Source organism: Massilia sp. TS11 (assembly GCF_022012445.1).
Taxonomy (GTDB): Bacteria; Pseudomonadota; Gammaproteobacteria; order Burkholderiales; family Burkholderiaceae_D; genus Telluria.
Window position 1 is genome coordinate 629,987 of sequence record NZ_JAKLTS010000001.1, and the last position, 13,590, is coordinate 643,576.

Here is a 13,590-nt window from a genome sequence, read left to right on the forward strand (position 1 = left end):
GGGGGTCTCAAAGATTGCCGTCGGCCAGCACGCGCATGCGCGCATTCATCGGCGGGATTTCTTCGCCATCGAGGCGCACGTCGAGCACGGTCGGGCCGTCGCGCAGCAGCAGGGCGTCGACGTCGAGCGCCTGCAGGTCGGCCGCGCTGTCGATCACCACGCCGTGGGCGCCGAGGGCGCGCGCCAGCAGGGCGAAATCGGTGAACGGCATGTCGCAGCCGATCTGCTCGGCCTTGGCCAGGCGCTGGCCGTGCTTGACCATGCCGAGCGCGCGGTCGTTGAGCACGACGAAGATCACGGCCAGGCGCTCGGCCACGGCGACCGAGATCTCCTGCCCGTTCATCAGCACGCTGCCGTCGCCGGTGATGCAGACCACCGGCGCCAGCGGATTGGCCACGGCGGTGCCGACGGCCGCACCAATGGCCCAGCCCATGGCGGCGAAGTTCATGGTCTGGCGCAGCCAGCCGCCGGTGGCCTGGCGCTGGCCGGGGCCGCGCTTGCGGTTGCCGCCGCCGAGGCGGCGCTCGCCCATGCGGCGGTCGGGCGGCATCAGGTAATGGGTGGCCCAGGCGATCGAGTTGCCGGTGTCGGCCAGGAAGCGCGTGGTCGGCGGGAACATCTGCGACAGCTCCTTCATCAGGCGCTGCGGCTTGATCGGCACCGCATCCGAGTGGTAGGCGGCCGGGGCCGCGAACAGGCTGTCGCGCTCGAACGGCACTTCGGCCGCCATCGGCTTGACGCCGTCGATGTGCACGCGCGCCTCGTGGATGCGTTCGACCAGGCGGTTGAAGATGGCGCGGATATTGCCGCGCAGGTGGTAGCGCGCCATCGGCGTGCGCGCCAGATTGTCTTCCGACTCGTCGATGTGGATCAGGCGGTCATTGAGCAGGGCCTCGCACCAGCCGCCGGTATTCCATTCGCCCATGCTGGAGCCGATCGCCAGGATCAGGTCGACCTCGGGGTCGCGCAGCAGGGCCTCGGCCGTGGCATGGCCGCCGAAACCGAACACGCCGCGAAACAGCGGATGCTGGGGACTGGCCAGGCCCTTGCCGTCCGGGGTGGTGACGAAGGTGGCCTGGGTCAGCTGGGCGAACTGCAAAATCGCGTGGATGCCTTCGCCGCAGCCGCCGCCGATCAGCAGCACGATATTGCGCGCGCCGTCGATCAGTTCGCGCAGCTGCTCGACCTGCTCGTCGTCGATCAGGGCCGAGGGGCGCAGCAGGGTCTGCAGATTGTAGATGCTCTCGTGCGGCGCGCAGGGCTTGCGGAACACGTCGACCGGCACGGTCAGGTGGACCGGGCCGCGCGGCGTGCGCAAGGCGCGCTGCAGGGCCGTGACCAGCTTGGCCTCGAGCTGCTTGGCATGCGAGACCAGCGAGTTGTAGCGCGTGCAGTGGCGGAACATGCCGAGCACATTGACGCCCGTGCAGGCCGATTCCTGCAAGGGATTCTTGCCGAACGAGGGCAGGGCCGGCTGGCCGGTGATCACCAGCAGCGGCACATTATTGTCGAAGGCATTGGCCACGCCCGTGATCAGATTGGTGGCACCCGGACCCGAGGTGGCGATGCAGACGCCGAGCTTGCCCGTTTCGCGCGCATAGCCGTCGGCCATGAAGGCGGCCCCGGCCTCGTGGCGCGCCAGCACGTGCTGGATGCCGCCGCGGCGGGCGCTGCGCGCCAGCGCGTTGTAGACCGGCTCGATGGCGCCGCCCGGAATGCCGAACACGTGGTCGACCCCGAGCTGTTCGAGATAGGAGACCAACAGGTCCGCCATGTCCACCGGTGATGTGTGCGGCGCGGCCATAGGCGGCGCGGCCCGTGACATCTGGCCGATGTCGGGCGTGATGAGGTCTAGCACAGACACTCCCCCTGTTTTGACAGAAATCGAATTTGTTTTGAAGCAAGTCGCTTGTCAGACGAATCTTACAACAAAACAGGGGTTAATTTAGAGGAAAAATAAAATTTACCGATTTCGCAACACCGGTTTGGACGCAGGGCGCCAGCCACACGGACCGGCGCCCTGGGGGGGGGCTTACAGCATGTCGGCGATCAGTTTGCCGAGGATGGCGATGCCTTCGCGGATGCGCTCGGGCGGCACGGTCACGAAGGACAGGCGCAGGGTATTGGTTTCCGGCGCATTCGCGTAGAAGGGCGCGCCCGGCACGAAGGCGACCTTGTGTTCGATGGCCTTGTCGAGCAGCTTCATGGCGTCGATCTGCTTGGGCAGGGTGACCCAGATGAACATGCCGCCATCCGGGCGGGTCCAGGAGGCGCTGGCCGGGAAGTGCTCATCCATCGCCTCGAGCATCACGCGGCACTGGTCGCCGTAGAGCTTGCGGATGGTCGGGATGTGCTCGTCGAGGAAGCCGTCTTTGACGACCTCATGCACGACCATCTGGGTCAGCTGGGCCGTGTGCAGGTCGGTGGCCTGCTTGGCCAGTTCGATGCGGCGCGCCAGCGCGGCCGGGGCCACCACATAGCCGAGGCGGATGCCCGGGGTCAGCACTTTCGAGAAGGAGCCCATGTAGATGACGCCTTCCGGATTCATATTCAGCATCTTGGGCGAGGGCGCGCCCGTGTAGGACAGCGAACCGTAGGGATCGTCCTCGATCAGCGGCAGGCCGAGCTTGGCGCAGGTTTCCACCAGTTCCAGGCGGCGCTCGACGGACAGCGAGCGGCCGGTCGGGTTCTGGAAGTTGGGCAGGGCGTACAGCAGGCGGGCGCCGTCGGCCACGGCGTGCAGCGAGGCCGGCACCAGGCCGTGCTCATCGGTGGCGACCGAGGCGAATTCCGGGCGGTAGACCGAGAAGGCCTGCAGCGCGCCCAGGTAGGACGGGGTCTCGACCAGCACCTTGCTGCCTTCGTCGACCAGCACCTTGCCCAGCAGGTCGAGGCCCTGCTGCGAACCGGAGACCATGATCACCTGCTCGGTCTTGATCGTGCAGGTCGGGGTCGAAAGCGAGGCGGCGACCCATTCGCGCAGCGGGGTGTAGCCGTCGGTCGGGCCGTACTGCAGGGCGACCTTGCCGCTTTCGCTGAGCACCTTGTCGAATGCCGCCTTCATGCGTTCCACCGGGAAGGTGGCGGGCGAGGGCAGGCCGCCGGCGAAGGAGATGATCTCCGGACGCTGGGTGACCTTCAGGATCTCGCGGATGAAGGAGCTTTGCAGGGCGGCGGCGCGTTCGGAAAAGCGCCACTGGATCGGGTTCGGGTTCTCGATTTTCATACAGGTCTCTCGTGTTATCGCAGGCTTGTGGCCGCTGGTGGTGCGGACGCCACCGGGTAGGCAACGCCCGGGGATACGGTTTATTCGATTTCGGCGATCATTTCAATTTCGACGCAGGCGCCCATCGGGATCTGGGCCACGCCGAAAGCCGAGCGCGCGTGCTTGCCGGCCGCGCCGAACACTTCGCCCAGCAGCTCGGAGCAGCCATTGGTCACCAGGTGCTGCTCGGTGAAGTCGGGCGTGGAGTTCACCAGGCTCATCACCTTGACGATGCGCTTCACCCGGTTCAGGTCGCCACCGCAGGCGGCCTGCAGGGTGCCGATCAGGTCGATCGCGATGCTGCGCGCGGCCTGCTGGCCCTCGGCGGTCGTGACATCCTTGCCCAGCTGGCCAGCCCAGACCGTGCGGTCGGCGCGGCGCGCGATGTGGCCGGAGATGAACACGAGGTTGCCGGTCTGGACGTACATCACATAGGCGGCGGCCGGGGTGGCCGGCGCGCTCAGGGTGATGCCAAGGGCCTGCAGTTTGTCGGTGTAGGACATGGTGGCTTCCAAAAAAATCGGGGAAAAGGCTTATTTTACACCTGGCCGGCGCACCTGGGCCCGCCGCCCGGCGGCCACCGTGGCGATCACGCCGAGGGCGAACAGGGCATGCACTGGCTGCAGACGCTCGCCAAGAAGTACGGCGGCGCCGAGTAAGCTGAAAAACGGCTGGAGTAGCTGCACCTGCCCGACCCGGGCGACCCCGCCCAGGGCCATGCCGCGGTACCAGAAGAAGAAACCGAGGAACATCGAGAAAACGCTGACGTAGGCAAAGCTGGCCCAGGCGGCGGCGCTGGCATGCGGCTGCCATGCGGGTCCAAGCTGCCAGAGCAGGGCGGTCAGTGCGAAGGGCGCGCTCAGCACCAGCGCCCAGCAAATGACCTGTTCGCCGCCCATTGTCGATGACAGGCGTCCACCTTCGGCGTAGCCGGTGGCGGCCAGCAGCACGCCGCCGAGCAGCAACAGGTCGGCCGCATGCAGACTGCCGCCGCCTTGGAACAGCGCGAAGCCGACCACCAACAGAGAGCCGAGGAGCGCGAAGATCCAGAAGCGCCGCCCTGGACGTTCGCGTCCGCTCAAGGTCACCAGGACTGCCGTGGCAAGCGGCAGGACACCAATCAGAATGGCGCCGTGGCTGGCCGGCAGGCTGTGCATGGCAATCGATGTTAGCCAGGGAAAGCCGATCACGCAGCCGCCGGCAATCAGCGCGAGCGGGCGCCAGGTGTTACGCGGAGGCAGAGGCGCACGCACGATCAGTAGCCAGACCGCGCTCAGCAGGGCTGCGACGAGCGCGCGCCCGAGTGCGACAAATGCAGGGTCGAGTTCGGCAACCGCCAGACGCGTCAGCGGCATGGTCATGCTAAAGATGAGTACGGCAACGAAGCCATACAGCAGTCCGAGGGTGTCCGGCGCCAGGCCGGGACGGGTGGCAAGGGCGGCGCGCATCTCAGTCTCCGAGCAGGACATCGCGCATCAGGCTGGCGTCGACATTGGCGCCGGTCAGCGGCAGGCCGACGCGCAGGCCCTGCAGGCGTCCGGCCGCCTGCCACTGGAGGGCGGCGGCGGTGGCGGCCGCGCCGGCCCCTTCCGCCAGATTATGGGTGCTGCGGTAGAGCAGGCGCATGGCGCGCGCCACCTCGTCGTCGCTGACCTGCACGATCTCATCCACATGGGCCTGGATGTGGACCCAGGAATCGGGATCGGGCACGCGGCAGGCCATGCCGTCGGCCAGCACGGTGCTGACCGGGGCTTCGCACAGGCGGCCCTCGGCCAGGCTCAGCGCATAGGCCGGGGCGTGCGCCGAGACCACGCCGACGATGCGGGTGCGCAGGCCGAGCGCCTGGCGCGCGGCGATGGCGGCGCAGATGCCCGAACCCTGGCCGATCGGCACGAACACCAGGTCGAGGCCGGGCTGGGCGCGGAACAGTTCGAGCCAGTAGCTGGCCACGCCGGCCACCAGGTCCGGGTGGTAGGACGGCACGATGTGCAGGCCGTGAGCGGCGGCCAGCGCACGCGCATGCTCGCGCGCTTCCTGGAAATCGGCGCCGTGCTCGATCAGGGTGGCCCCGAGCGCGCGCATGGCAGCGTTCTTTTCCAGATTATTCCCGCGCGGGACGACGATGGTGGCGGCCAGGCCGACCCGGCGTGCGCCATTCGTCACGGCCTGGCCGTGGTTGCCGCGGGTGGCCGAGATGATGCCGCTGCAGTGCGGCTCACGCGCCTGCAGCCGGGCCGTGTAGACGACGCCGCCGCGCGCCTTGAAGGCGCCGAGCGGGGTATGGTTCTCGTGTTTGAGCCAGGTCTCGGTGCCGAGCGCGGCATTGAGCAGGGGCCAGCTGTACTGGGGCGTGGGCGGCATGGCGGCATACACCAGGCGGGCGGCGGTCTCGATCTCGGTCAGGGTCGGCAGGGTCATCATGGTCTCGCGGTCTTGCGGGTGTTCCCACCCGCGGGGTTTATTGCTATCCTAGCGAAAAACACCGATACACCACCAGTACAGTTCATCGTATACTTCTCAACACTGTGACGGTCAAATGACCAATACACCGGGAAACCTGCTACCCGCCCTGTCGCGCGAATCGGGCGAGGCCTTGTCCGAGCAGATCGTGCGCGCCGTGGCCGCCCGCATCGACGACAAGCTGCTGCGCGCCGGCGCGCGCATGCCTTCGATCCGCCAGTTCGCCAGTCTGCACGCGGTCTCGGCCTTCACTGTGGTGGCGGCCTACGACAAGCTGGTCGCCCAGGGTTATCTGGAAAGCCGGCGCGGGGCCGGTTTCTTCGTGCGCGAGCGCGCGCCCCTGCTGCACCAGGCCGGCAAGGGGCGGGCGCGCGAGGCGCTGGGCCAGCCGCTCGACGTGGTCTGGCTGGTGCGCAATATGTTCCGCCAGGTGCCGCTCGAGCGCGTGCCCGGCGCCGGGGTGCTGCCGGTCGAGTGGCTCGACGGCCAGGCGGTGGCGGCGGCCCTGCGCGACATCAGCCGCCAGCACAGCAACCACCTGCTCAATTACGGGCTGCCGCAGGGCTTTCTGCCGCTGCGCCAGCAGCTGCAGCTGAAGCTGGCCGAGATTGAAATCGCCGCCGCGCCCGAACAGTTTGTGACCACGGTCGGGGTGACCCAGGCGCTCGACCTGGTCGCGCGCGAGCTGCTGCGCCCGGGCGACACGGTCTTTGTCGATGATCCGGCCTGGTTCCTGATGTTCGGCTCGTTTGCGGCCCTGGGCGCCAAGGTGATCGGCATTCCGCGCCTCGGCGACGGGCCCGACCTGGCGCAGCTGGCCGCCCTGGCCGCCGTGCACAAGCCGCGCATGTATGTGATCAACTCGATCCTGCACAACCCCAGCTCGTCCTCGCTGTCGGCGGCCAAGGCCTTCCAGGTGCTGAAAATTGCTGAGGAGCATGATTTCGTCATCGTCGAGGACGACATCTACTGCGATCTGCACCCGGGTGCGGCCGTGCAGAGCGCGATGCGCCTGGCCGCGCTCGACCAGCTGCGGCGCGTGATCTACCTGGGCGGCTTTTCCAAGAGCATGGCCGCGAATTTGCGCGTGGGCTTCATCGCCACCAGCCGCGAGCGCGCCGAGCGCCTGGCCGACCGCAAGATGCTGGCCACCCTGACCACCTCGGACATCGGCGAGCGGGTGGTCTACAAGATTCTGTCCGAGGGCCTGTACCGCAAGCACACCGAGCGCATGCGCGCCCGGCTCGACGCCCTGCGCGCGCCGACGCTGCGCCGCATCGAAGCGCTGGGCATGCGCGTGGTCAACCCGCCCACGGCCGGCATGTTCGCCTGGGTCGATACGGGGCGCGACACCAATGTGCTGACCGAAAAGGCGCTGGCCGAGGGCTGGCTGCTGGCCCCGGGCAGCCTGTTCTCGCCACGCCAGCTGCCGTCGACCCTGATGCGCCTGAATCTGGCCAATCTGGGGGCGGAAGGGCTGTGGCAGTTCTTTGCCCGCGAATTTGCGCGCAGCCCCTATTGAAATGGGCGCACACGCCCCCATATGCGGCGCGTCTGCGTAACCCTTAAAAGAGGAAATGAGAATGGGCGTTGTTGCCGAAAAAGAAACCCTTGGATTCCAGGCTGAAGTCAAACAGCTGCTGCACCTGATGATTCATTCCTTGTACTCCAACAAGGAAATTTTCCTGCGAGAACTCATTTCGAATGCCTCGGACGCGGCCGACAAGCTGCGCTTCGAAGCCATCAACAACGATGCCTTGTACGGCGACGACCACGAACTGGCGATCCGCGTCAGCTTCGACAAGGCGGCGCGCACGATCACCATTTCGGACAACGGCATCGGCATGAGCCGCGAGGAGGCGATCAACCACCTGGGCACGATCGCCAAATCGGGCACCAAGGAATTCTTCGGCAAGCTCTCGGGCGACCAGCAGAAGGACGCGGCCCTGATCGGCCAGTTCGGCGTGGGCTTCTACTCGGGCTTCATCGTGGCCGACAAGATCACGGTCGAAACGCGCCGCGCCGGCACCGAGGCCAGCCAGGGCGTGCGCTGGGAGTCCCAGGGCGAGGGCGATTTCAGCGTCGAAATGATCGACAAGCCGAGCCGCGGCACCGACATCATCCTGCACCTGCGCGAGGGCGAGGACGAGTTCCTCAACACCTGGAAGCTCAAGTCGATCATCCAGCGCTATTCGGACCACATCTCGCTGCCGATCCGCATGCGCAAGGAAGAATGGGACGAAGAGAAGAAGGAAACCGTGCTCAAGGATGAGTACGAGGCCGTCAACCAGGCCAATGCCCTGTGGGCGCGCAGCAAGAGCGAGATCACGCCCGAGCAGTACGAGGAGTTCTACAAGCACGTCTCGCACGACTACCAGGCCCCGCTGACCTACACCCACAACCGCGTCGAAGGCCGCAGCGAGTACACCCAGCTGCTGTACGTGCCCAGCCACGCTCCCTTCGATCTGTGGGACCGCAGCAAGCGCGGCGGCATCAAACTGTATGTGAAGCGCGTGTTCATCATGGACGACGCCGAACAGCTGATGCCGACCTATCTGCGCTTTATCAAGGGCGTCATCGATTCCAACGACCTGCCGCTGAACGTCTCGCGCGAAATCCTGCAGGAGTCGCGCGATGTGCGCGCGATCCGCGAAGGCTCGACCAAGCGCGTGCTCGGCATGCTCGAGGAACTGGCCAATGCCGACGAGCAGGACAAGAAGGACAAGTACACGCGCTTCTGGAAGGAATTCGGCCAGGTGCTGAAGGAAGGCATCGGCGAGGACAGCATCAACAAGGAGCGCATCGCCAAGCTGCTGCGCTTTGCCTCGACCCACAATGACAGCGACGAACAGTCGGTGTCCTTCGGCGATTACCTGGGCCGCATGAAGGAAGGCCAGGACAAGATCTATTACGTGACGGCCGACTCGTTTGCCGCCGCCAAGAACAGCCCGCATCTGGAAATCTTCCGCAAGAAGGGCGTCGAGGTGCTGCTGCTGACCGACCGCGTCGATGAATGGATGCTGTCCTTCCTCACCGAGTTCGACGGCAAGGAGCTGGTGTCGGTGGCCAAGGGCGGCCTCGACCTCGGCAAGCTCGAGGACGAAGCCGAGAAGAAACAGCACGAAGAGACCGAGACCCAGTACAAAGAGCTGGTCGAGAAGATGAAGACGACCCTGGCCGACAAGGCCAAGGACGTGCGCGTGAGCTTCCGCCTGACCGATTCGCCGGCCTGTCTGGTGGCCGACGAGCACGACCTGTCGGGCAATCTGGTGCGCATGCTGAAGGCCGCCGGCCAGCAGGCGCCCGAATCCAAGCCCATCCTCGAGATCAACCCGAACCACCCGCTGGTGACCCGTCTCAAGTACGAAGACGCGGAGAGCAGCCAGTTCGGCGACTGGTCGCACATCCTGTTCGACCAGGCCCTGCTGGCCGAGGGCGGTTCGCTGGCCGATCCGGCCGCGTTTGTGAAGCGGATCAACGAATTGCTGCTCAGCAAGTAACATTCCGTTACATTTCTACGACAGCGTGGGCGCCTGCGGGCGCCCTTTTTTTTCGTCTTTCTCTAGGGGAAACGGAGATGTCTTACAGATAAAGACAATCTTTAAGTAAAAACACTTAGAAACATTGCGTGCTTTTGGCTTTACATAACTTTACAATAGGACGGAATTGATATTTACGCTGTAGAGCTTGCCCGTGATCGAGTTTGCCCCGTCGCCCCTCATTGCCCTGCCAGAGCAGTCCCGCCCGCGTGGCTTTCGCGCCTGGCGCGATCAGGCCAAGCTGCGCCTGCGCGAGTGGCAGAACCCGCTGGTGGCGCGCCGCTGGAAGGGGCTGCGCGCCGATCTGCCGGTGCTCAGCGAATGCTGCGCGATCGTGCCGCGCATGCCCTACAAGCTTTATGTGCCGTATTTCTCCACGCGTCTGTCGCCCCATTGCCGCCTGGACGCCCTGGCCGTGCACTACCGGCTCATGGATCAATGGGGCGTCGGCGGCCTGCTGCTGCGCGCGGCGCGCCAGGCCGTGACCCTCGGTCATTTGCCGGGCAAGAGCGGCCAGGCCTATGCGCTGCGCCTGCAGGCCTGCCATGCCTTGATGCGCGAAGGCGAACTGGTGCTGCAGCTGGCGCTGGACGGCTGCATGATCTATGCGGTCGCCTTCACCTTCATGGAAGAGCGCGGCGAACGTGTGCTGGCCCTCGGTTGCGTGCAGGGCGGCAATAGTGAGGATGCGCAGGAACTGGTGCGCCAGGCCACGCGTGATCTGCACGGTCTGCGCCCGAAGAATCTGCTGATGCGCGTGCTGCGTGATCTGGCCGCGCGCGCCGGCTGCGCGCGTCTGGTCCTGGTCGGCAATGCCAACCGCGCCGTGACGCGGCCCATCCGCGATGGCAAGGTGTTTGCCGATTACGATGCATTCTGGGAAGAATGCGGGGCCAGCCGCCGTGCCGACGGCGACTATGCGCTGGCGCCCGAGCGGGCCGGCGCCAGCGACCTGAGCGAGGTGGCCTCAAAGAAGCGCGCCGAAGTGCGCCGCCGCGACAGCCTCGCCATCGAGGCCAGCGCCGCCGTCGGCAGCGCCCTCCATCTCGACTGAGGCGGTCGCCTCAGAGCGCCGTGCGCAGGGCGAACAGCTCGGGGAAGAGCACGACGTCCAGCATCTTGCGCAGATAGGACACGCCGGCCGTGCCGCCGGTGCCAGTCTTGAAGCCAATCACCCTTTCGACCGTCGTCACATGGCGGAAACGCCAGAAGCGGAAGGCGGTCTCCATGTCGACCAGTTTTTCGGCCAGCTGATACAGGGCCCAATGCGTGTCCGGGTCCTGATACACGGCCAGCCAGGCGGCCTTGACCGACTCGTCGGCCGCGGTCGGGCGCGTCAGGTCCGGCTGCAGGCGCGCCGCGTCGATGGCAAAGCCCTGGCGCGCCAGCAATTGCACGGCCTCGTCGTAGAGCGAGGGCGTGTGCAGTTCGCGCTCGAGGCGCGCATGCACCTCGGGCAGCTTGGCGTGCACGGCCAGCATCTGGGCGTTCTTGTTCCCCAGGATGAATTCGATTTCGCGGTACTGGTAGGACTGGAAACCCGAGGACGCGCCCAGATAGGGGCGGATGGCCGTGTATTCGGACGGGGTCATCGTGGCCAGCACATCCCAGGCGTGGTTCAGCTGGTCCATGATGCGCGCCACGCGGGCCAGCATCTTGAAGGCCGGCTCGAGCTGGTCGGCGCGCACCAGATCGCGCACGGCGTGGATTTCGTGCAGCATCAGCTTCATCCACAGCTCGCTGGTCTGGTGCTGGATGATGAACAGCATCTCATTGTGGTTGGGCGAGCGCGGGTGCTGGGCCGTCAGGATCTGCTCCAGCCCCAGGTAGTCGCCATAGCTCATGGCCTGGCTGAAGTCCATCTGGGCGCCATGCCAGTGGGCGCCGGGTTTGCTCGTATCAGTCATGCTGGTCCTCAAGTCACCGCATGGCGGTGGGCGTGGATATCGTAGTCTTGCTGGTCGAGCAGGGTGTGAAGGATGTCGACCGCATCCCAGACGTCGCTGTAGCGCGTGTACAGCGGCGTGAAACCAAAGCGCATGATGCCCGGCTCGCGGTAGTCGCCGATCACGCCGCGCCCGATCAGGGCCTGGATCAGCGCATACGCATGCGGATGCGCGAGGCAGACCTGGCTGCCGCGCTGGGCATGGGCGCGCGGCGTCACCAGGCTCAGCGGGTAGGCCGCGAGGCGCGTCTCGACCAGCTCGATGAACAGGTCGCTCAGGGCCAGGGACTTGGCGCGGATGGCCGTCATGTCGGTGCGGGCAAACACGTCGAGCCCGCATTCGACCAGGGCCAGCGACAGCACCGGCACCGTGCCGCACAGGGCGCGCCGGATACCGTCGACCGGGGCGAAGCGGCTGTCCATCGCGAACGGGTTGGCATGCGACCACCAGCCCGACAGCGGCTGGCGGAAGGCGGCCTGGTGGCGCTGCGGCACCCACAGGTAGCCGGGCGCGCCCGGGCCGCCGTTCAGATATTTATAGGTGCAGCCGACCGCCATGTCGGCCCCGGCCGCATGCAGGTCGACCGGCACCGCGCCGGCCGAGTGGGCCAGATCCCAGATCACCAGGGCGCCGCGCGACTGGGCTGCGCGCGTAAGGGCGGCCATATCGTGCTGGTAGCCGGTGCGGTAGTTCACATGGGTCAGCATCAGCACGGCCGTATCGGCATCGACGGCGTCCAGCACCTGTTCGGGCGTGTCGACCAGCACCAGCTCATGGCCCTGGCCGAGCCAGCCGGCCAGGCCCTCGGCCATGTACAGATCGGTGGGGAAATTGGCGCGTTCGCTGACGATGCGCTTGCGCCCGCTCGCGGCCTGCATCTGCAGACAGGCGGCCAGGGCCTTGAACAGATTGACCGAGGTGGTGTCGGTGATCACGATCTCGCCGGGCGCGGCGCCGACCAGGGGCGCCAGCTTGTCGCCCAGGCGGGCGGGCAGGGTGTACCAGCCGGCCGTGTTCCAGCTCTTGATCAGATCGCGTCCCCATTCCTCGCTCACCAGCTGGGCGGCGCGCTGGGCGGCGGCTTTCGGGCGCGCGCCCAGCGAGTTGCCATCTAAATAGATCACGCCCTCGGGCAGGTCGAAGGCGTGGCGCAGGGCGGCCAGCGGATCGCTGGCGTCGCGGTCGAGACAGTCTTGACGGGTCGTCATCATCGGCTTTCAGAGAGAACGCAGGATGGCGCGCACGGGCGAGGCGTCCATGCCGGCCAGTTTCAGGGGCAGGGCGACCAGTTCATAGTCGCCCGGGGCAATCGCGTCGAGCACCAGGCCTTCGAGGATGGCCAGGCCATGGCGGCGCACGGCATGGTGGGCGTCCAGGGTCTTCGAGTCTTGCGGGTCGAGCGAGGCGGCGTCGGTGCCGATCAGGCGCACCCCGTGGCTGGCCAGCAGGGCGATCGCGGCCGGGCTGAGCGCGCAGAAGCCGGCATCCCAGGCCGTCTGCGGGGCCGTGCGGTAGGTGCGCAGCAGCACGCGCGGCGGACAGCCGTCCAGCTGGCCGGCCAGATCTGGCACATCCACGAGCTTGTTGTCCAGACAGTGAATCACACGACAGGGGCCGATATACGGCTCTAATCCCACCTCGGCAATGCTCTGGCCTGCGGCATCATAGTGACTGGGCGCATCGGCATGGGCGCCCAGATGGGTCGTCATCGTCATCTTGCTCACATGAACTGGGCAGGACGGGCCGATCGCCCAGGTGGCGCTGGCGCTGAAAGGCGTGTCGCCGGGCCAGACGGGCAGGGCGGGTGAAATCGTGGGGCTGATGTCCCACAAACGGGCGGTCTCCATCGTTTTTTGGATGAAATTTTAGTTGAGGCCTGAAATAAGCCGCGAAGTGTGCCCAGTTTAACAAGATTCTTTTCGGCCGGGGTGAATTCTTGTTCGCCTTATTCGGGAATATAGCCAAATAAAATGCGGCATTTAGGCTTATTTAGAGAATATTGTAGTTTTGTGCGTTTTTTTTCGATTTCACCCTAAAGTTCCCGCCAGGGCTGCCGTTACCCGAATCAGATACGGCGCAAAGTGTTGCGAAAAGGCTTCACAAAATTATTTTAAAAATTTTTTTGCGAAACCCTAAAGTTCTCAAAATCGCTGCCGTTAACCGTATCGAACATCGCATTCCTTTCCCTGTTTTCATAGGGAAAATCCTCCAGTCGGGTGGGGTCTGTAAGACAGATTCCTACAAGGCCGTCCGCCGTCATTCCTACCCAATTTCCAGACTTCGGCCTATGGCTGAAAATTTCCTGCGCAAGCATGATCTGTCTCACCGGCAACCGACACACACAAACTGACAGCCGGAACCAATGGATCGAAGGAGATGG

11 protein-coding genes are annotated in these 13,590 nt (G+C 65.7%); 3 read left to right on the forward strand and 8 right to left on the reverse strand.

Annotated elements, in window-relative coordinates; genetic code table 11:
• Positions 1 to 7: 7 nt before the first annotated feature.
• The 5 genes from LZ005_RS02945 to LZ005_RS02965 form a co-directional block, all read right to left on the reverse strand.
• The gene (locus LZ005_RS02945; RefSeq protein WP_237804513.1) at positions 8 to 1,858 is read right to left on the reverse strand and encodes a thiamine pyrophosphate-binding protein; all 1,851 of its coding nucleotides are present in this window, start codon (positions 1,856 to 1,858) and stop codon (positions 8 to 10) included.
• Between the two features lie 174 nt (positions 1,859 to 2,032).
• Positions 2,033 to 3,226: a PLP-dependent aminotransferase family protein gene (locus LZ005_RS02950; RefSeq protein WP_237804515.1), complete on the reverse strand. Its 1,194-nt coding sequence runs from the start codon at positions 3,224 to 3,226 to the stop codon at positions 2,033 to 2,035.
• An 80-nt stretch (positions 3,227 to 3,306) separates the two neighbouring features.
• Positions 3,307 to 3,768, reverse strand: a complete 462-nt coding sequence (locus LZ005_RS02955; protein ID WP_237804517.1) for a RidA family protein — start codon at positions 3,766 to 3,768, stop codon at positions 3,307 to 3,309.
• A gap of 30 nt (positions 3,769 to 3,798) precedes the next feature.
• Entirely contained in the window at positions 3,799 to 4,713 is a 915-nt protein-coding gene (locus tag LZ005_RS02960; RefSeq protein ID WP_237804519.1) for a DMT family transporter, read from the reverse strand.
• A 1-nt stretch (position 4,714) separates the two neighbouring features.
• Positions 4,715 to 5,683, reverse strand: a complete 969-nt coding sequence (locus tag LZ005_RS02965) for a threonine dehydratase (protein WP_237804716.1) — start codon at positions 5,681 to 5,683, stop codon at positions 4,715 to 4,717.
• Positions 5,684 to 5,801: 118 nt separating this feature from the next.
• Between LZ005_RS02965 and LZ005_RS02970 the strand changes: the two genes are divergently transcribed.
• From LZ005_RS02970 to LZ005_RS02980, 3 genes are all read left to right on the forward strand, one after another.
• Positions 5,802 to 7,247 (forward strand): PLP-dependent aminotransferase family protein, encoded by a 1,446-nt coding sequence (locus LZ005_RS02970; protein WP_237804521.1) that lies wholly within the window; start codon positions 5,802 to 5,804, stop codon positions 7,245 to 7,247.
• A 61-nt stretch (positions 7,248 to 7,308) separates the two neighbouring features.
• Positions 7,309 to 9,225 carry a molecular chaperone HtpG gene (gene htpG, locus LZ005_RS02975; RefSeq protein WP_237804523.1) on the forward strand — a complete coding sequence of 639 codons (1,917 nt, stop codon included), beginning with the start codon at positions 7,309 to 7,311 and terminating at the stop codon, positions 9,223 to 9,225.
• Between the two features lie 193 nt (positions 9,226 to 9,418).
• Positions 9,419 to 10,318: a DUF535 family protein gene (locus LZ005_RS02980; RefSeq protein WP_237804524.1), complete on the forward strand. Its 900-nt coding sequence runs from the start codon at positions 9,419 to 9,421 to the stop codon at positions 10,316 to 10,318.
• Positions 10,319 to 10,328: 10 nt separating this feature from the next.
• On the opposite strand, the gene kynA is transcribed toward LZ005_RS02980, so the two are convergent.
• The 3 genes from kynA to kynB are packed head-to-tail and all read right to left on the reverse strand — an operon-like array spanning position 10,329 to position 13,057.
• Complete coding sequence (kynA, locus tag LZ005_RS02985) at positions 10,329 to 11,171, reverse strand: tryptophan 2,3-dioxygenase (RefSeq protein WP_237804526.1); 843 nt, start codon at positions 11,169 to 11,171, stop codon at positions 10,329 to 10,331.
• Positions 11,172 to 11,179: 8 nt separating this feature from the next.
• Positions 11,180 to 12,418 carry a kynureninase gene (kynU, locus tag LZ005_RS02990; RefSeq protein WP_237804528.1) on the reverse strand — a complete coding sequence of 413 codons (1,239 nt, stop codon included), beginning with the start codon at positions 12,416 to 12,418 and terminating at the stop codon, positions 11,180 to 11,182.
• Positions 12,419 to 12,427: 9 nt separating this feature from the next.
• Positions 12,428 to 13,057: an arylformamidase gene (gene kynB / locus LZ005_RS02995; RefSeq protein ID WP_237804530.1), complete on the reverse strand. Its 630-nt coding sequence runs from the start codon at positions 13,055 to 13,057 to the stop codon at positions 12,428 to 12,430.
• Positions 13,058 to 13,590 lie beyond the last annotated feature (533 nt).